At 50.2% G+C, this 19,510-nt stretch carries 19 protein-coding genes; 3 read left to right on the plus strand and 16 right to left on the minus strand.

Annotation, left to right across the window (positions count from 1 at the left end; translation table 11 throughout):
- Nucleotides 1–4: 4 nt before the first annotated feature.
- The 8 genes from dapB to AMF_RS08330 all read right to left on the minus strand — a co-directional run bounded on the left by dapB (nt 5) and on the right by AMF_RS08330 (nt 8,199).
- Nucleotides 5–778, minus strand: a complete 774-nt coding sequence (gene dapB / locus AMF_RS08295; RefSeq protein ID WP_029209884.1) for a 4-hydroxy-tetrahydrodipicolinate reductase — start codon at nt 776–778, stop codon at nt 5–7.
- A 181-nt stretch (nt 779–959) separates the two neighbouring features.
- Nucleotides 960–1,445, minus strand: a complete 486-nt coding sequence (locus tag AMF_RS08300; protein WP_010265186.1) for a flavin reductase family protein — start codon at nt 1,443–1,445, stop codon at nt 960–962.
- 12 nt (nt 1,446–1,457) lie between these two features.
- Entirely contained in the window at nt 1,458–2,357 is a 900-nt protein-coding gene (locus AMF_RS08305; protein ID WP_010267994.1) for a 4-hydroxybenzoate octaprenyltransferase, read from the minus strand.
- A 181-nt stretch (nt 2,358–2,538) separates the two neighbouring features.
- Nucleotides 2,539–3,501 (minus strand): hypothetical protein, encoded by a 963-nt coding sequence (locus AMF_RS08310; protein ID WP_244825210.1) that lies wholly within the window; start codon nt 3,499–3,501, stop codon nt 2,539–2,541.
- Between the two features lie 187 nt (nt 3,502–3,688).
- Complete coding sequence (locus AMF_RS10585) at nt 3,689–5,215, minus strand: hypothetical protein (RefSeq protein ID WP_244825212.1); 1,527 nt, start codon at nt 5,213–5,215, stop codon at nt 3,689–3,691.
- A gap of 199 nt (nt 5,216–5,414) precedes the next feature.
- On the minus strand, nt 5,415–6,338 hold the full coding sequence (locus AMF_RS08320; protein WP_244825214.1) for a hypothetical protein: 924 nt from the start codon (nt 6,336–6,338) through the stop codon (nt 5,415–5,417).
- A gap of 189 nt (nt 6,339–6,527) precedes the next feature.
- Nucleotides 6,528–7,490: a hypothetical protein gene (locus tag AMF_RS08325; protein ID WP_244825210.1), complete on the minus strand. Its 963-nt coding sequence runs from the start codon at nt 7,488–7,490 to the stop codon at nt 6,528–6,530.
- A gap of 187 nt (nt 7,491–7,677) precedes the next feature.
- A complete protein-coding gene (locus AMF_RS08330; protein WP_012659040.1) occupies nt 7,678–8,199 on the minus strand; it encodes a hypothetical protein in 522 nt (173 codons plus the stop codon).
- Nucleotides 8,200–8,403: 204 nt separating this feature from the next.
- On the opposite strand from AMF_RS08330, the gene rpmH reads away from it, so the two are divergent.
- The 3 genes from rpmH to AMF_RS08340 are packed head-to-tail and all read left to right on the plus strand — an operon-like array spanning nt 8,404 to nt 10,235.
- Nucleotides 8,404–8,538 (plus strand): 50S ribosomal protein L34, encoded by a 135-nt coding sequence (gene rpmH, locus AMF_RS10285; RefSeq protein WP_010265225.1) that lies wholly within the window; start codon nt 8,404–8,406, stop codon nt 8,536–8,538.
- Nucleotides 8,529–8,903, plus strand: a complete 375-nt coding sequence (gene rnpA, locus AMF_RS08335; protein WP_035062449.1) for a ribonuclease P protein component — start codon at nt 8,529–8,531, stop codon at nt 8,901–8,903. Before rpmH ends, rnpA begins: the two co-directional genes overlap by 10 nt.
- A gap of 12 nt (nt 8,904–8,915) precedes the next feature.
- Nucleotides 8,916–10,235 carry an alanine:cation symporter family protein gene (locus AMF_RS08340; protein WP_010265232.1) on the plus strand — a complete coding sequence of 440 codons (1,320 nt, stop codon included), beginning with the start codon at nt 8,916–8,918 and terminating at the stop codon, nt 10,233–10,235.
- Between the two features lie 58 nt (nt 10,236–10,293).
- Here AMF_RS08340 and AMF_RS08345 read toward each other — a convergent pair whose 3' ends face one another.
- The 8 genes from AMF_RS08345 to secY all read right to left on the minus strand — a co-directional run bounded on the left by AMF_RS08345 (nt 10,294) and on the right by secY (nt 19,507).
- Nucleotides 10,294–12,540 (minus strand): ComEC/Rec2 family competence protein, encoded by a 2,247-nt coding sequence (locus AMF_RS08345; RefSeq protein WP_010268053.1) that lies wholly within the window; start codon nt 12,538–12,540, stop codon nt 10,294–10,296.
- 281 nt (nt 12,541–12,821) lie between these two features.
- Nucleotides 12,822–15,185: a phenylalanine--tRNA ligase subunit beta gene (gene pheT / locus AMF_RS08350; RefSeq protein WP_012659041.1), complete on the minus strand. Its 2,364-nt coding sequence runs from the start codon at nt 15,183–15,185 to the stop codon at nt 12,822–12,824.
- A 3-nt stretch (nt 15,186–15,188) separates the two neighbouring features.
- Complete coding sequence (gene rplQ, locus AMF_RS08355; RefSeq protein WP_010268058.1) at nt 15,189–15,593, minus strand: 50S ribosomal protein L17; 405 nt, start codon at nt 15,591–15,593, stop codon at nt 15,189–15,191.
- 40 nt (nt 15,594–15,633) lie between these two features.
- Nucleotides 15,634–16,734 carry a DNA-directed RNA polymerase subunit alpha gene (locus AMF_RS08360; protein WP_010265240.1) on the minus strand — a complete coding sequence of 367 codons (1,101 nt, stop codon included), beginning with the start codon at nt 16,732–16,734 and terminating at the stop codon, nt 15,634–15,636.
- A 20-nt stretch (nt 16,735–16,754) separates the two neighbouring features.
- On the minus strand, nt 16,755–17,129 hold the full coding sequence (rpsK, locus tag AMF_RS08365; RefSeq protein WP_010268062.1) for a 30S ribosomal protein S11: 375 nt from the start codon (nt 17,127–17,129) through the stop codon (nt 16,755–16,757).
- Between the two features lie 9 nt (nt 17,130–17,138).
- Complete coding sequence (rpsM, locus tag AMF_RS08370; RefSeq protein ID WP_010265244.1) at nt 17,139–17,510, minus strand: 30S ribosomal protein S13; 372 nt, start codon at nt 17,508–17,510, stop codon at nt 17,139–17,141.
- A 63-nt stretch (nt 17,511–17,573) separates the two neighbouring features.
- Nucleotides 17,574–18,224, minus strand: a complete 651-nt coding sequence (locus AMF_RS08375) for an adenylate kinase family protein (protein WP_010268066.1) — start codon at nt 18,222–18,224, stop codon at nt 17,574–17,576.
- The gene (gene secY / locus AMF_RS08380) at nt 18,206–19,507 is read right to left on the minus strand and encodes a preprotein translocase subunit SecY (protein WP_010268070.1); all 1,302 of its coding nucleotides are present in this window, start codon (nt 19,505–19,507) and stop codon (nt 18,206–18,208) included. The genes AMF_RS08375 and secY overlap by 19 nt, the downstream gene beginning before the upstream one ends.
- Between the last annotated feature and the right edge of the window lie 3 nt (nt 19,508–19,510).

The raw sequence follows: 19,510 nt of genomic DNA on the forward strand, positions 1-19,510 counted from the left end.
GAAATTAAGCCCTTAATACATCTAACATGGTATACAGCCCTGCCGGCTTTCCTACCAGCCAGCACGCGGCCTTGATAGCACCCCGCGCAAAAACCCTTCGATCAATCGCCCGGTGCTGCAATTCTACAATCTCATCATCCCCAAGGAACATAACCGCATGATCGCCTATCACCCCTCCTCCTCTGGCAACGGAAAACCCCACGGCGCCACTCCGCCTACAACCGAAACCAAAGGTGTGCTGCTGCGATTCAAGCTCAACCCCCATACCCTGTGCCACAGCCTTACCCAGCATTAGCGATGTTCCAGAGGGCGCATCTTTTTTCGCTCTATGATGCAATTCTCGAATCTCTACATCATAGCCCCGAAATCCAGCTGCAGCCATTTTAACTAGCTCTAGTAACAATGTAACACCCAAACTCATGTTGCACGACCATAAAAGCGGAACCTTCTCCGCATGCGTGCGAAAATCCCTCTCATCGACTCCGGTAGTGCCGCTAACAAGTGGAACACGTTTCTCGGAGGCAATGCCTACACACTCGAGCATACACTCAGGACTACTAAAATCAATAACAACATCAGAGCAATCAAAAAGAAATTCCTTGGAATCCGTAATCTTGGCACCGTGGCCACAGCCGAGCACTGCCCCCATATCCTCGCCTACAAGGCCATTCCCCCGCCTTACAACACCTCCACTAAGCTCAACACCACCAGTCCCTACAACCTCCTGTACAATTATGCGGCCCATTCTACCCAAACAACCAACTATGCCAATCTTCATTGCAAGGGACCTTAAACCACGTGCAGACGCCTTTTGTACCACTACTCTACGTAACACACGGCAACACAAACATGCAGCTGCCGGCGGCGGTGTATGATAGCGTCCCACAGATACGGGGCACGCGCAACGTTTCTTTTTATGACAGCTGCCAGATCGGCATACAGTACGCAATTGCGACGCATTAGCAATTCAACCTACAGTACCCACCACGGTAGTAAAGCAGGGGATTGGCATCATCAAGAATTTTACAGTCCAGCACCCTACCAACCACAATTTTGTGATCTCCCCCATCGTACAGATGATGCATCGTACAATAAAAATAGGCTATGGATCCGTTTATCACGGGCATACCATCCACTACTGTAAAATTATAGCTCTCCCAAAACTTCCTATTCCTCTCTGCAAAATTTCTGGAAACGTCGGCCTGGTGCTCACCCAAAATATTCACAACGAACTGGGTGCACATGCTAAACACACCAAACCTCGAAGAAGTTTTCTCAATAGAAAACAATACCAGCGGCGGATCCAGAGACACAGAGTTGAACGAGCTAACCGTAACTCCATGCATAACACCACAGTTGTCCATCGTAGTTACCACAGTAACACCGGTGGCAAACCTCCCCATACAAGACCTAAATAGTTCCGAAGAAACATCGCCGAGTTGCATTCGAACCGGGAATTACAGAAACCTGATACCTATCTTACCGAGAAACGCGCCCAGAAAAAGCAACAGCCCCACGTACATGTTGATCCTGAACATATACATGCATCTGCTGGGGCTGTCAAAGTCTGACTTTGCGTATTGGTAGTAGAATATGCCGGCAATCCCCAACATGCACACATAATAAGCAGCACCCAACGAGGATATTACGCCCGTACTCACCCACATGGTAGTGGTAAGTATATACAGCCTCCCTATGTATCGCTTTGTATTAGCACCGAACTTGACTGCGGTGCTTCCCAGGCCCAAAATCGCGTCATCCTCCTTATCTTGACAGGCGTATATGGTATCATAGGCGGTGGTCCAAAATATGCATCCTATGTACAGGAGTATGGACCCAAGCACAAGCTTATTTGCCGCCATTGCAGAGCCTATCAACACCCCGCAATTGAATACAAAACCGAGAAAAAACTGCGGGTAGGAGAAATATCTTTTCATCAAGGGATATAGCACAATACCAACTGCAAAAAAGGTGCTTAGGTAGAAAGTCATCGCGTTGGTCAATAGCAAAATACCTAGGGCGATCCCAACCAGCAACAGCAGCACTTTTAATGCCTGAGGAACAGTAAGGGCACCAGAGGCAAGGGGCCTGTTTTTGGTCCTCCGGACCTTTGCATCTATCTTTCTGTCAAATATATCATTGATCACACACCCAGCAGTCCTCACAATGGCCGCACCGACCGCGCTGAGCACAAAAAGCCACAGGGTTTTCGCGATGCTGCTCGACGCAATGGAGATACTGGCAAGCGCGGGAAAGGCAGCAAGTAGGGTTATTTCCACACTTTGCAGCCTGCACAGCGTAAAATACGGGAGCGGGAGGTGGCATTTGATGAGGTTCTTGACTCTACCCAGCAACATAGGCCACCCCAACACACATACTAGCTTCACGGTCTACCACAAAACCGCTGTTCGCTCAAGGCAAACCTACCGGCTAGGACCCCAAGCATCCAAGAAACCACGCTACACAGACGTGTAGCGTTGCAACACAAAATTGACAAAACTAGAGGAGAGGAGGATCCCCCCCCCCTTCCATTGAGCACTACACCCCAAGAGCAGTACTTGGCGTAGCAACCTCCGCAGCAACACTTGTCAAAGCGGTGCTGGGTGCTGGTTGCCCAAGAGCAGTACTTGGTGTAGCAACACCTACCAAATCGGTGCCGGGTGCTGGTTGCGTCCCAGCAAGGGTCGTCGTAACAGCAGTCGTAACAACACCTATCAAATCGGTACCGGGCGTAGATGTGGTGCCCATCTTACCAAGAGCCTGCAGCTTATCCGCTGCTCGTTTAAGAGCATCAGTAGCAGCGGCAAGTTCTGCTTTTGCTTGAGCAATTTCTTTTGCTTGGGCAATCTTAGGTGCCCATTCGGCATCTATATCGTTAAGCTCCTTCCTGAGTGATTCACGGGCTTGAGCAATTTCTTTTGCTTGGGCAATCCTAGGTGCCCATTCGGCATCTATAGCTTTGAGCTCCCTACTAAGCTCTATACGACCCTCTATGGTGCGAAGTGCCCTCCTGAGCTCAACCGCGTGTTGCGTCTCAGCATCTATAGCTTTGAGCTCCTTACTAAGCTCTATACTACCAATGATAGCGCGATATGCACTCTCGAGCCTAATCGCAGGTCTCCACTCAGCATCTATAGCTTTGAGCTCCTTCCTGAGTGATTCACGGACAATCACAGGCCTCCACTCAGCATCTATAGCGTCAAGCTCCTTACTAAGCTCTATACTACCAATGATAGCGCGAGATATATGCCAGAAGGTAATCGCGTGTTGCCACTCAGCATCTATAGCGTCAAGCTCCTTCCTGAGTGATTCACGGGCAATCACAGGCCTCCACTCAGCATCTATAGCTTTGAGTTCAGCACGAAGTTCTTTACGAACTTGAGCAGGACTCCCCTTAACTATGCACCTCCCCAGGAGTGCAAGGCGCAAGCGAGCGTCCTCCGCAAGCCTTAGCTCCTCTGCAATCCTACGACCGCAGCCCGGACTTCCACCCCGCGACACAGGACATCCCACAGTGCCATATGTTACTTCAACACCATGCCACTACGGGACAAATTGAAAAATCCATTACACCTCGGGCCTTTTCACCCGAATATTTCAGAAAACCACGCTACACAGACGTGTAGCGTTGCAACACAAAATTGACAAAACTAGAGGAGAGGAGGATCCCCCCCCCTTCCATTGAGCACTACACCCCAAGAGCAGTACTTGGCGTAGCAACCTCCGCAGCAACACTTGTCAAAGCGGTGCTGGGTGCTGGTTGCCCAAGAGCAGTACTTGGTGTAGCAACCTGGCCGTCAATCAAACCCGGGTCCGCACACTTACGACTACGCCCAGTACCCAGACTATTAATTGCAGCCACACAACGATCTGCACATTCACAAAATACCTGTTCAAGCGACTGTAGCTCCACGCCTTCCTGGACTTGCAATTTCAGTGTGAGCTCCATACCGTTACCAGAATTTGTAGCGTGCAACTCCACATCAAGTTGTTCACTGCTAGTGTGTTTAGTCATGCTCTGTCCAGTCTGACAGACAATCACAAACCTCCACGCAGTATCTATAGCGTTGAGTTCAGCACGAAGTTCTCTACGAACCTGAGCAGCAAGTTCTTCTTGGGCTTTAGCAATCCTAGGTCTCCACTCAGCATCTATAGCTTTGAGCTCCTTCCTGAGCTTAATCACAGGTGCCCACTCAGCATCTATAGCTTTGAGCTCCTTCCTGAGCTTAATCACAGGTGCCCACTCAGCATCTATAGCTTTGAGCTCCTTACTAAGCTCCCAACGACCAATGATAGCGCGATATGCACTCCTGAGCCTAATCGCAGGTCTCCACTCAGCATCTATAGCTTTGAGCTCCGCACTAAGCTCAATCTTAGGTGCCCACTCAGCATCTATAGCGTCAAGCTCCTTCCTGAGTGATTCACGGGCAATCACAGGCCTCCACTCAGCATCTATAGCGTCAAGCTCCTTCCTGAGCTCTATACGACCAATGATAGCGCGATATGCACTCCTGAGCCTAATCGCAGGTCTCCACTCAGCATCTATAGCTTTGAGCTCCTTCCTGAGTGATTCACGGGCAATCACAGGCCTCCACTCAGCATCTATAGCTTTGAGCTCCTTCCTGAGCTTAATCACAGGTGCCCACTCAGCATCTATAGCTTTGAGCTCCTTACTAAGCTCCCAACGACCAATGATAGCGCGATATGCACTCCTGAGCCTAATCGCAGGTCTCCACTCAGCATCTATAGCTTTGAGCTCCGCACTAAGCTCAATCTTAGGTGCCCACTCAGCATCTATAGCGTCAAGCTCCTTCCTGAGTGATTCACGGGCAATCACAGGCCTCCACTCAGCATCTATAGCGTCAAGCTCCTTCCTGAGCTCTATACGACCAATGATAGCGCGATATGCACTCCTGAGCCTAATCGCAGGTCTCCACTCAGCATCTATAGCTTTGAGCTCCGCACTAAGCTCAATCTTAGGTGCCCACTCAGCATCTATAGCGTCAAGCTCCTTCCTGAGTGATTCACGGGCAATCACAGGCCTCCACTCAGCATCTATAGCTTTGAGTTCAGCACGAAGTTCTCTACGAACCTGAGCAGGACTCCCCTTAACTATGCACCTCCCCAGGAGTGCAAGGCGCAAGCGAGCGTCCTCCGCAAGCCTTAGCTCCTCTGCAATCCTACGACCGCAGCCCGGACTTCCACCCCGCGACACAGGACATCCCACAGCAACATATGTCACTTCAACACGCATACCAATTTCCCGATCTACCACAAAACCGCTGTTCGCTCAAGGCAAACCCACCGGCTAGGACCCCAAGCATCCAAGAAACCACGCTACACAGACGTGTAGCGTTGCAACACAAAATTGACAAAACTAGAGGAGAGGAGGATCCCCCCCCTTCCATTGAGCACTACACCCCAAGAGCAGTACTTGGTGTAGCAACCTCCGCAGCAACACTTGTCAAAGCGGTGCTGGGTGCTGGTTGCATCCCAGCAGCAGCAAGGGTCGCAATAGCAGTCGTAACAACACCTATCAAATCGGTACCGGGCGTAGATGTGGTGTCCATCTTACCAAGAGCCTGCAGCTTATCCGCTGCTCGTTTAAGAGCATCAGCAGCAGCGGCAAGTTCTGCTCGGGCAATCCTAGGTGCCCACTCAGCATCTATAGCGTCAAGCTCCTTCCTGAGTGATTCACGGGCAATCACAGGCCTCCACTCAGCATCTATAGCTTTGAGCTCCTTCCTGAGCTTAATCGTATGTCTACACTCAGCATCTATAGCGTCAAGCTCCTTCCTGAGTGATTCACGGGCAATCACAAGCCTCCACTCAGCATCTATAGCTCTGAGTTCAGCACGAAGTTCTCTACGAACTTGAGCAACACGTTCTTCACGCTCGCGTTTCTTCTTCTGTGCCTCGTGAATAATCACAGGCTCCCACCCGGCATCTATAGCTTTGAGCTCCTTACTAAGCTCTATACTACCAATGATAGCGCGAGATATACGCAAGAAGGTAATCGCGTGTTGCCACTGAGCATCTATAGCTTTGAGCTCCTTCCTGAGTGATTCACGGGCAATCACAGGCCTCCACTCAGCATCTATAGCTTTGAGCTCCTTCCTGAGTTCTGCACGAGCCTTAGCAGCGGTAATATGCTGCTGCATCACCCCTCCCAAGCATAAGAGGGACGCGCGAGCAGCAGCGGCAAGTTCTTGCCGCTGCTGCCGGTCTCCCCCTCCATTACAGGAATCTCCACACATACTAGCTTCCCGATCCACAACAAAAAACCTTAGCTCCTCTGCAATCCTACGACCGCAGCCCGGACTTCCACCCCGCGACACAGGACATCCCACAGTGCCATATGTTACTTCAACACCATGCCACTACGGGACAAATTGAAAAATCCATTACACCTCGGGCCTTTTCACCCGAATATTTCAGAAAACCACGCTACACAGACGTGTAGCGTTGCAACACAAAATTGACAAAACTAGAGGAGAGGAGGATCCCCCCCCCCCTTCCATTGAGCACTACACCCCAAGAGCAGTACTTGGCGTAGCAACCTCCGCAGCAACACTTGTCAAAGCGGTGCTGGGTGCTGGTTGCCCAAGAGCAGTACTTGGTGTAGCAACACCTACCAAATCGGTGCCGGGTGCTGGTTGCGTCCCAGCAAGGGTCGTCGTAACAGCAGTCGTAACAACACCTATCAAATCGGTACCGGGCGTAGATGTGGTGCCCATCTTACCAAGAGCCTGCAGCTTATCCGCTGCTCGTTTAAGAGCATCAGTAGCAGCGGCAAGTTCTGCTTTTGCTTGAGCAATTTCTTTTGCTTGGGCAATCTTAGGTGCCCATTCGGCATCTATATCGTTAAGCTCCTTCCTGAGTGATTCACGGGCTTGAGCAATTTCTTTTGCTTGGGCAATCCTAGGTGCCCATTCGGCATCTATAGCTTTGAGCTCCCTACTAAGCTCTATACGACCCTCTATGGTGCGAAGTGCCCTCCTGAGCTCAACCGCGTGTTGCGTCTCAGCATCTATAGCTTTGAGCTCCTTACTAAGCTCTATACTACCAATGATAGCGCGATATGCACTCTCGAGCCTAATCGCAGGTCTCCACTCAGCATCTATAGCTTTGAGCTCCTTCCTGAGTGATTCACGGACAATCACAGGCCTCCACTCAGCATCTATAGCGTCAAGCTCCTTACTAAGCTCTATACTACCAATGATAGCGCGAGATATATGCCAGAAGGTAATCGCGTGTTGCCACTCAGCATCTATAGCGTCAAGCTCCTTCCTGAGTGATTCACGGGCAATCACAGGCCTCCACTCAGCATCTATAGCTTTGAGTTCAGCACGAAGTTCTTTACGAACTTGAGCAGGACTCCCCTTAACTATGCACCTCCCCAGGAGTGCAAGGCGCAAGCGAGCGTCCTCCGCAAGCCTTAGCTCCTCTGCAATCCTACGACCGCAGCCCGGACTTCCACCCCGCGACACAGGACATCCCACAGTGCCATATGTTACTTCAACACCATGCCACTACGGGACAAATTGAAAAATCCATTACACCTCGGGCCTTTTCACCCGAATATTTCAGAAAACCACGCTACACAGACGTGTAGCGTTGCAACACAAAATTGACAAAACTAGAGGAGAGGAGGATCCCCCCCCCTTCCATTGAGCACTACACCCCAAGAGCAGTACTTGGCGTAGCAACCTCCGCAGCAACACTTGTCAAAGCGGTGCTGGGTGCTGGTTGCCCAAGAGCAGTACTTGGTGTAGCAACCTGGCCGTCAATCAAACCCGGGTCCGCACACTTACGACTACGCCCAGTACCCAGACTATTAATTGCAGCCACACAACGATCTGCACATTCACAAAATACCTGTTCAAGCGACTGTAGCTCCACGCCTTCCTGGACTTGCAATTTCAGTGTGAGCTCCATACCGTTACCAGAATTTGTAGCGTGCAACTCCACATCAAGTTGTTCACTGCTAGTGTGTTTAGTCATGCTCTGTCCAGTCTGACAGACAATCACAAACCTCCACGCAGTATCTATAGCGTTGAGTTCAGCACGAAGTTCTCTACGAACCTGAGCAACACGTTCTTCACGCTCGCGTTTCTTCTTCTGTGCCTCGTGAATAATCACAGGCTCCCACTCCATTACAGGAATCTCCACACATACTAGCTTCCCGATCCACAACAAAAAACCGCCGCAACAATACCTATCAAATCGGTGCTGTGTACAGGTATAACACCTCAGGCCTTTTCACCCACAATCACACCATGCAGGTCTTGAATGCGTTGAATATCCAGCAAAGAGACAGAAGTGCAAGACCTAAAGTTGTAACTACTTGACAATAGCGGGGATTGATTATAGCCTGGACGCTGTTTGCCTTAGTTCAGTGCTATGAAAAGGACGTTTCAGCCAAGTAGGATTGTGAGAAAGCGCAGGCACGGCTTCCGCGCCAGGATGTCCACAAGGTGGGGCAGAAAGATTCTCAACAGGAGGCGTGCCAAGGGGAGGTGCCTTTTGTGCGCCTGAAAGGGGTGGTTACCTTAAAGAAAAGAAAGGAGTTCGCGCGCGCCAGGTTCAGTGGCCGCTCAGCAAGCAGCAAGGGCCTGTTGTTGCAAGCTGTGGAGGATTCTGCACACCCGCCGGGGAGCGATGGCCTGGTGCGGGTGGGGTTTACGGTAAGCAAAAAGTCTGGAAACTCTGTAGTTAGGAATAGGATACGCAGGCGGTTGCGGGTCATTGCCCAAGATGTCATATCCACCAGTGCGGCCAGAGGGTTTTGTTACGTTTTTGTAAGCAGTAGTAGGCTGTCAGAAACCAAGCTACCAGTGTTGCGGTCCAGTTTGGTGTCATGTCTTAAGAGACTGAGGCTGCATGTACCGGTTTGCGACTAGTAGGAGGCAGTTATGGGCTTGCTTAACACTCTCCTGTGCATCCCAGCCGTAGCCATGCTACTGTTTGCTGGGTTGCGCATGTCCATATCGTCTGGTTGGCTACAGATAAGGGGGCTGCCTCTTGCCATTTCTTCGCTCTTCGCGGGTGAGAGGAGAAAATTTTCCTCCGTTGCCGCTGTGTGCACAATTCTAGGTGGAAACCTGGGTGTTGGTAACATTTCCGGAACCGCAATAGCATTAAGTTCCGGGGGGCCCGGCTTTATAGTCTGGATGGTGCTGATAATAACAGTCGCCTCAATAATAAAATATGCCAACTGTTACATAAGCACCTCTACAAGGGTACAAGCACAAAACGGCAAGACGTTCGGGGGGCCTGTGGTGTACGTCAAGCACGCTTTTGGGGTGAAGTGGGCTCCCTGCGTCGTTGCATTTGTAACCGCAGTGTGTGCCATAACCGTCGGAAACTTGGTTCAAGTAAATTCCCTGGCTATTCCTATGAGCCTCATGGATCTGCCACCCTTGGCTGCGGGCATACTTGTGGCATTTGCACTCTTTTTCGTCAGCGCCTTGGGTATGAATTTCATAGCCAAAACTGTCTCTGGCATGGTCCCAGCGATGGTTTTGCTGTACATAGCGCTGTGTTTCGTTGTTCTGGTGAAGTGCTACGATAACATTTTGCCCTCTCTTACATTAATCCTCACGAGTTTTCTTAATCTAGACAGCCTGAAAAATGGGGCAGCCCTGGCGTTCATTGCGGAAATCCTGGCTGTTGTGCAGGTCGGCGCCTTGCGTGGCATATTCGCAACCGATATAGGGCTAGGGCTAGAAGGAACGGTGCATTCATTAGTACCAAACGAGTGTGACGACAAGAGGTTTGTGGCGCAACAGAGCCTGATATCGTTAGTTTCACCGTTCGTCGTTGCGATCGTGGCTTTCGTGACGACCATGGTATTGCTCACTACCGGCGTGTGGTCCGATGCTGCATTGGAAAGCACAAATATGTGCTTCACTGCTTTTACCAGCGCTTTGGGGTCGGGTTATGTAGAGTACGCGCTATTGGGGCTGATGTTTTGTTTCTCGTTCACCACTATGCTAACGTGGCTTATGTGTTCAAAGGAAGCGCTGCTGTACGTTTTGGGAAGGGATGCGTACGGAAAGGCCTGGACCGCATTTTTTATAGCCATAGCTCCCCTGGGGTCCGTGTGCACGGTCGCGCTCCTATGGGACATTGCAGATCTTGCAATTTCACTTGCCACAATCGTAAACACAATCGGAATGCTTGTTGTAGCATCGCGATATCGTGACATGTTCAATGTTGCACACTTGAGGTAGTTTTTCCCAAGTATTGCGCACTCTGACGGAATTGGTGGTTCGCATATCCGCATGCACGCTACGGGCCGATGCTATCCGCCGGGACCCGTACTTTTCTGCGGCGGTCTACTGGTAGTTTATTATCGGAGTGCGTCACAATCGCTAAACCGTTGCAAAAAGGCGTCGAATCGCCCGCATTTCTGTTTCTTGCGGCACACTTCGCACATTTCCCCTGAACAAAACTTGCCGCATTGGCGTGCCATGGTCTTCTGGTACGCGCACTTTCTACCTTAACCGAAGAGCCACTGAGTGATACATAATGCGCCCCGAGCTTCCTGATGTCATCATAAGTGATATGAGGTACGTGGCTGCACGGTGCCGGGTAGCGCGGGCCGGACCCGGTGTGTATTACCAAATCCGCCTCTGAACAGCGTTGTAAGATAAACTCAGTATCGCAAGAAATTATCACTCTACTATCATATATGCAGCCGCCTGCCATACATATCAGCTTCTTCCCCTGGCCAAAATAGCCTCCATTGATGATTTTAGGCTGCCCATTTTCCCGAGCCCATGCGGAGTAAGAAAACCCTCTCGTGCTTCCTCTCCTCATTGCAAAATACAGCTGGCCGTCACCCTCTTTCACGGCTACTCCGCCAACGCCATAAAGAACGTCCGGAGTTTTGTAGGCAAGCGCAAGTAGAAACCCAGACAAGGCAAAAAGCAAACCCAATATTATTCTTGCAGTCCCGCGCCACCAGCTGAATGCCAGCAACCCGAGCGTCATAAACAGTACAGAGGCGGGAGGAATGCTGCGCACGGTTGGCGCTAACCACTCAACTTTTGCGGCATAGTGGGCAATATATAAAATCAGGCCCACGGATGCTTCCAACGGGCTAGCCACTAACGCACCAGAAAGCAGACAGTCCGTTATTACGTATACAAGGCCAAGTGGTATCACTACAAACGCCGTAAGCGGGATGGCAATGATATTCGATACCACTCCAACTACGGAGAAGTAATTGAAGTGGTACACAACATACGGGGCAGTTGCAATGCTGGCGATCAGAGAGCCCGAAGTTGCCGCGGTGATGTATCGCACAACGCTGCCTGCAGATACTACCCTGCTCACGCCACAACTTCCAGCCAGCGCCACAACAGCGGCAAATGACATTTGAAAGCTGGGTAGCAAGATTGTCTCGGGAGTAAGCAATAATATGATAGATGCAGCGAGAGATATGGAGCGCAATACACTGTTGGGTTTATCAACGATTATCCCAACAAAAGTCAGAGTCACCATAATAAATGCCCTGCAGGCCGAAACTGGCATACCAGAGATAAGCAGGTAGAAAAAACTCGCAATAATAGCCACAACCGCAGCAAATTTTTTTATGTTATGTTTGAGTGTTATAGTCTCGGAGAGGACAAAAATATTCCTGGTAAGCATGAAGGAGATCCCAGCAACAAAAGATAGGTGCAGCCCGGATATTGCGAACAGATGCGACAGCCCGGAGTTCCTTATGTCTTCTAGTACCTCACTTCTGATACCAAGCCTCTTGCCGACTAGTAGCGCCGCCATTATTTCAGCGCAATCTCGCCGAAGGCCGGAAACAAGCCTTGCATAAATCTCGTCCCTGATTCTCTCAACCCATTCCTTGAACCCCACCTTGCTGCGTCGTTCATGCAACTTGACCTGAGAGGTCGTAAAGCCGACCGCATTAATGCCTCTGAAGTACGCAACCCGGGCAAAGTCGTAGCCGTGTTTAGACGCGGATACGGGCGGTGGGTGGATCACCCCAGAAAATGTCAATATGTCTCCGGGTCTTATCGTAGGATCAATTGCAGTTCTTGCAGCAAGTCTGGCACATATGCCCTGAATCTTGTCACTCTCTACATCACACACTAGAAGTTGGGCATATCCAGGCTTATGGTTAATCTCCTTCAACAGTCCGGTAGCGCCGTTGACGTACACCCGCCGAAACGTGGAAATGGGCGGCTGTTTGGGAAAGAGTAACGCGGTCCTACAATGCGCGCTGATAAACCCCAGCGCCCCAAACGCCACAATCAGCAGCGGTAGGAACCTTGTATTAATCAGCGTGAGTAAAAAAAGCGCCACCATTGCACAAGCCACAAGTGCCGCCAGTGTAAAACTCGGTTCGTGTTTTAAGGAGAAATACAGTAGGATGCCCGCCGCTTGTAGTGCTGGAATCCATATCACAAAATTGCAGGCCTGAGATGTTAATGCATCGATAGTCAGTCTCCAAAACTTCTTTATGTTGAACGGTCCGATTTCTGGCTGCATTGCGTTAACGGTGAGGCCAAAAGTCATTATTAGATTAAAATCTTAAGAATACAAGCGCCTCAATGACCGGCCAATTCCAAAGTTATGCATCCTGTAACAGCTCATGCTCAGCAGATATTACCCCACCGAAGCGAGACCCACATCATACGCCATAGGCCCGGTTGGAGTGCCACCACTTATCTCTTCTTCCACACTTTAGGACATTAACGCCCCGCGCGGCAGCGGCCTGCAGTCTGAGCGTAGCTAGAGCCATACCCTGCAGTAACGTGCCTACTTAACATAAGTCCGCCCCTGCAGCAGATTATCGGTCAATCAGCCCTAAGCTCGCCCCCCAATTTTTGCGCTACCAGGGCTATAATGCGCTCGGATACGTCTTTAATCTCTGATTCAGTCATGGTGCCCACTTTTGAAATCATCACAACAGCAACAGCAATAGACACCTTGCCTTCGGGTATGTTATCCCCACAGTAGAAATCAAAAACCGATACTTCTGCCACGCCGGGGATACATCCTACTACGTCAACCAAAGCTTGTGATTGCACGCCCTGGTCTAACACAAACGCAAAATCCCTCTTCACTGGCTGGTATTTGTGCACCAAAAACTCGTCTCCTGTGGGATTGTCGTCCACATTCGGGATGCGGGATAAAAATATTTCAAAACACGCAGCGGCAGACCGCATTTCAAAAAACCCAATGAGGTCGGGGTGCAGCTCGCCAACATATCCGCACAATATGTCGCGAAAATACACATCTGCTGATCGCGCCGGGTGCATATAACTCCTGTCACAGCTTCTGAACTCAACCAACCGACCATCAATACCTAGTTGGGTAAGCACCTGCAAAACGTCACACTTCGCGTCAAAAAAATCAAACTTTCTGGTTGCGCCGTGTGGATTGCGAGGAACGTTATCGCCGGAACGTACGCCGCATATCGAGCGCTCGCTTTCATCAAGAAACCTATAAACTTCCCCAAGCTCAAAAATCGCCACGCTCTCACACCCACATGCCTGATTGCTTGCAGCCGTCTGTAGTAAATTGGGCAAAAGAGACGGGCGCATGACATCAAACTTATTGCTTACCGGGTTTTCTACACACAAATCTTCAATACTATACCCAAGTTTTTCTGCAACAGCGCCGCTCATGAAGGACCACGTCACAACCTCTGTGAGCCCCGCAGACAGCATGATCAAGCTTAGCTTTTCGTCGTAATTACACCCATTAGGACCCGCAATACACGGCACAACAGGCTGTTCCTGAACTTTGTCATACCCGTGCATGCGCAACACTTCCTCCACAACATCGAAGGAGGATCGCACATCGGCCAACCTCCAAGATGGCACCGAGACCTCCCACTGACGATCCTTGTCGGCATTAACATCAAAGCCCAAAGCCGTTAGTATGCGAAGAATTTCTTCGCGCTCAATTTCTACACTACCTATAACGCCCACAGAATCCGGGTTAAAACTAATTACCCTGCCCTCAGAAAAAGGTGTCTCACCACACGCCACAACGTCAGATGCAACGCCGCCGCAGTACTTTACAATCATGTGTGACGCAAAATCCAGGCCAAGTTTAACGCACCCAGGATCGGTAAACCTCTCAAATCTGCAGCTGGAATCTGTGGATAGTTTGAGTTTTCTGGCCGACATTGCAATATCGACCGGGTCATACCACGCGGATTCGAGAAATATATTCTCAGAATCTAGTGTACACCCACTCAGGGTTGACCCTATGACACCCGCAATGCAGTGTACAACTCCGGCGCCGTCCGTCACCACCAAATTGTCTTTGCTCAAGGTGTATTTCTTCCCATCAAGTGCATGAAAATCTGTGTTAGATGACGCGCCAACAACTAGCTTGCCGCCCTGTATCTTGTCGGCATCATACACATGCATTGGCCTGTTTAGGACCAGCATAACATAATTTACTATGTCAACAACGCACGAAATGGTCTTGACGCCGGCAGATATCAAGCGATCCTTGATCCACCTAGGCGAGTCCCCGGTATTTTTTATGGACTTAATATACCTGCCCATAAGCACGCCCGCGGAGCGCATTTCAGCTTCTATTGGAGAGCGCCCAAAAACCTCAAGATCGTCCACGGGCAGTGGCCTCAAAGCCCCAACCCCGGCAGCAACCAACTCCCTAGCAATGCCGCGCAGGCCTAGGCAATCTCCCCGGTTTGGCGTAACACCAACCTCAATCACCGCCCCAGACAGAAAAAAGCTATCTCCCACTTCATAATCAGAACTCGGCAGGTCTAGTATACCGGAATCTTGTGCTCTCCACCCTTGGACACCCAGTTCATCAGCCGAACAGAGCATGCCATGGCTTTTCACGCCCCTGAGTACTGCCTCAACAATCGTAGGGCCGCCATTGGGCATAACCGCACCACAGCGCGCCAGTACAGACAGCATGCCCTCCCTGACGTTCGATGCACCACACACCACCTGCATGTGGTCTGCACCATCAAAAACCTCACAGACTTTCAGCTTATCAGCCGAAGGATGGGGCTTAACCGCGCCAACTCTGGCAACCACAAACGGGGCCGGATCTTGGCCTTCGTGCAGCAATTCTGCCTCAATGCCCAAACGAGAAAGCTCATCCGCAACCGCACTGGCCGACCACTCGGTATCCAAATGATCCATAAGCCAGGAATATGCGAACCTCACGGGTTAGCCCTCAGCCACCTTTTTAGGCTCCCCTTCCTTCCTGTCCACAAATTCCATAATAGCAATTGGAGCACAATCGCCCGCGCGGAACCCGTTCTTCAAAATTCGGGTGTAACCACCGGGACGCCGAGCATAGCGCTTTGCCAGAACGTCTAACAGCTTGTTAACTGCATCCAAATCCCCGCCCATCTTGGAAAGCAAAAGCCTACGGCCACGGACCGGGTCTTTCTTCGCAAGCCTCCGTCCAACGGTGACCAGTCTCTCCACAAAGGGCCTTAAATCTTTGGCCTTCGCGACCGTGGTAACAATACGCTCATGACGAATCAGCGACACCGCAAGATTAGCCAACATAGACAATCTATGCGCTGTGGGACGAGAGAACTTTCTACAACTTATACCGTGCCTCATTACAGACCCTCACCCACAACCATATGCACAGGACTCATGACTAATCCTCACTATACTGCTTACTAAGATTCTCAATAGACTCAGGCGGCCAATTCGGAACCTTCATGCCAAGGTGAAGGTTCATGCTAGCCAAGACCTCATTTATCTCATTCAGAGACTTTCTACCAAAGTTGGGAGTACGCAACATGTCAGACTCTGTTTTCTGCACGAGGTCACCTATATACGTTATGTTGTCATTTTTCAAGCAGTTGTGGGACCTTACAGAAAGCTCTAGCTCATCAACCTTGCGCAGCAGATTATGATCGTAGGGTAACGCCCCCTCTTCTTTGTCAACCTTCTTCCTGGATTCTCCCTCAACTTCCTCAGAGCCTATGAATGACTGCAGCTGATCCTGCAGCACCCTGGCAGAAACGGCCACAGCTTCGTCCGGAGATATAGAGCCATCCGTCTCAACAGAGATAACAAGCCTATCGTAGTCAGTAAACTGGCCTATCCTGCTACTCTCGATCCTGAATGCAACCTTTTTTACCGGACTATAGAGCGCGTTGGTGGCAATGAACCCCGGGCCAACTTCGCTGGTAGCGCCAGATCTGGAGGCAGCCCTGTACTCAGAAGCGGGAACATAGCCCTTTCCGCTGTTCACATATATCTTCATGCTGAAGTCAACATCTTTACCCAAGGTGCAGATATGCAAATCCTTGTTTAGAACCACGCACCCCTCGGAGTCACCTATAGCAGCTGCAGTGATCTCCCCGGGGCCTTTAGCAACGAGACGCAGAACCCTGGATTCAGAAGTCAAAAGCTTTACCCTCAACATACTCAGGTTGAGCACCAAATCCGCAACATCTTCCCGAACCCCAGATAGAGACGTGAGTTCGTGCGACACGCCCTCAACCTCTATCCCGTACACAGCGAACCCTCTTAGGGAAGACATCATAACACGCCTGAGCGCGTTGCCCAAGGTGAGGGCAAACCCACTCTCCAGGGGCTCTACAATTAGCTCGGCAGAGCGCGATAGATCGCCATCACCCACAACCTTTATGGAAGAAGGTCTGGTCAGTTTATCCCAGTGATCAGAGATCGAGAACTCGCTACCATAACACAAGCCAACGGAGCCCCCCCCATTATCAGAAATCGCCATAAATCTCTCGCAAACAAAAACTATACCCTGCGCCTCTTCGGCAGCTTACACCCATTGTGAGGGAGCTTAGTAGTATCCCTTATGGACGTAACATTGAGGTTACAGGTCTGAACCGCCCTGATGGCAGCTTCCCTACCAGCACCAGGACCGGATATGCACACCGACACCGTCCTCATACCATTCCGCTCAACAACGGCCTTAACTGCTCTCGCGACTGTCTCCTGAGCGGCGTAAGGGGTCGCCTTCTTGGAGCCTTTAAAGTTACAAGCCCCGGCCGAGGTAGTGACAAGAACGTGCCCCTGCTGATCAGCAATCGTCACAATTACGTTGTTATACGTGGCGTAGATATGCACCTCGCCCACAACAACGTTCCTCCTTTTCTTAACTACCGCCATATAACCCTATCACCCCTTTTTGACAGCAACAGCCAGCCTGGTGCCGCCTTTACGGGTTCTAGCATTCGTGTGCGTCCTCTGACCACGCACAGGAAGCTTCTTCCTATGGCGCAAGCCCCTGTAGCAGCCTATATCCATCAGAAACTTGATGTTCATAGCCACTTCTTTCCTCAGGTCAGCCTCAACAACACAACCAGACCTTATGAAGTTTCTGATCTTGACCACATCCTCGTCGCTAAGGGAGGATACGAGAACATCCTCTCCTATGCCACAACCCTCGCAAATCTTACTGGCCAAGGACGGACCGATACCGTATATGTACGTCAAGGCAACTACAACACGCTTATTCACGGGGACATTAACCCCACCTATACGCGCCACTAAGAACCCCTACAAAAAACACCAGCGGAACCCCTGTATAGCAAATGTACCACTCACCGTCAACTAGTTATTTAGGACATCAACTATATCTCTTATGGCCTGAAATACTTCGTCTACAGATCCATTGCTGTCTACTCTCGTTACCAGCTTTCCGTAATATTGCTCCAACTCTCCTATAACGGACTCATATTCCGAAATCCTGTGCTTTATTGTCTCTGCTACATCATCATTCCTACTGATATAATCACGACAACCACACTCATCGCACACTGTTGTGCCGAAGCTTACGTTTGACACCTTGCCACAACCTTTACATATCAAGCGTCCGCGTAGCCTGCATTTTACGACTTCCGCATCTACCTCCAACTTTATCACCGCATCAATCCCGCAATTTATTAATCGCAGAACGACCGTCAAAAACTCAGCCTGATGCCGATTTCTCGGAAACCCATCCAGCAGAAATCCCTGCCTGACTTTCCTGAGCTTTCTAAACAGCATCTCACACACAAGTGCGTCGTCGACGAGGATGCCGGAACGCATTACGTCTTCTATCTCCTTACCTGTCTCAGTGCGCTCGCAAATCTCGTTGCGCAGTAGGTCACCCATGGATACCACTTGCAGGCCGTCCAAATGCCCAGCCAACAAGCGCGCCTGTGTTCCCTTGCCAGAGCCAGGAGCCCCTAAAATGAGCAGGTTTACTTTACTTTTTTCCATAACTCAGACTTCTTCATCAACGCACTATACCTGCCAGAATACACCTGAGTCTGAACCTGAGAGAATGTGTCGTTTATGACATTCACGATAATTAAAAAACTGGTACCGCCCAGAGTGAATGAGACGGCACAGTAATGACGGACAATTTCCGGCACAACACACACAACAGATAAGTATATCGCACCCAAAACTGTAATCCTGCCTATAACCTGGTCAAAATACTCTTTGGTTGCCTTGCCTGGACGCTTCCCGGGGACAAACCCCCCATTTTTTTTTAGCATCTCTGAGGTTTCCTTCGTATCAAACACAAGAGAGGTGTAGAAGAAGGTAAAAAACATTATAAGCGCTATATAGACAGAGACATACAGGATGCCTTCCGAGGAAAGGTACCGCAGCAGCACATCGGCCCACTCGGAGCCAGAGTGGAATCTCACGAGCGAAATAGATGACAGTAGCAGGGCGTTAGCGAAAATTGGAGGTATGACACCCGCAGTATTTATTTTGAGCGGAATGTAACTTGAATCGCTATTGTAAAAACGGCCGCCTGTCTGCCGTTTTGGATACTGCACAAAAACCTTTCTGTATGACCTCTCGAAAAAAATTATCAATAGGAACAGGGCAAAAAATGCCAGTAACATTGACAGAACGACCAGTCCGGAAACCTCCCCGTTTTTCCCAAGCAAAAACACGGAGGATATGGAACTTGGTAGCTCGGAAATTATCCCCACAAAAATTATAAGGGAAATGCCGTTACCTATACCCTTCGCATTGATTCTTTCTCCAAGCCAAAGCAAAAACATAGTTCCTGCCAGTAGGCTACTGATCCCAACCACCCGGAACATTATTCCCGGATTTATAACCACCATGACCTCATCAGAGTTCATGCGTTCCAACCCCAAGAGTATGACCAACCCTTGCGCAATACAAAAAGCCACGGATAGATATCTTGTATAGGTGCTCATTTTCATCCTGCCAAGCTCGCCATCCTGCCTCATCTCATTCAGAGTGGGTATGGCAACAGAAAGTAGCTGTACTATTATGGACGAGACTATGTACGGCATGACATTGAGCGCAAAGATAGTCATCCTGCCCAGAGCGCCCCCGGAGAACACATTGAAGATGCCAAGAACACCGGTCGCATGGCTAGAAATTATATCCTCTACAACACTGGGATTAACTCCGGGAATGGGGATATAAGTACCCAAGCGATATACTATTAGGGCTAGCAGCGTGAACCCAAACCTCCAGAACAGCCCCGCATTGCCTCGTGCACCCACATTCACAAC

The organism is Anaplasma marginale str. Florida, assembly GCF_000020305.1.
Classification (GTDB): Bacteria; Pseudomonadota; Alphaproteobacteria; order Rickettsiales; family Anaplasmataceae; genus Anaplasma; species Anaplasma marginale.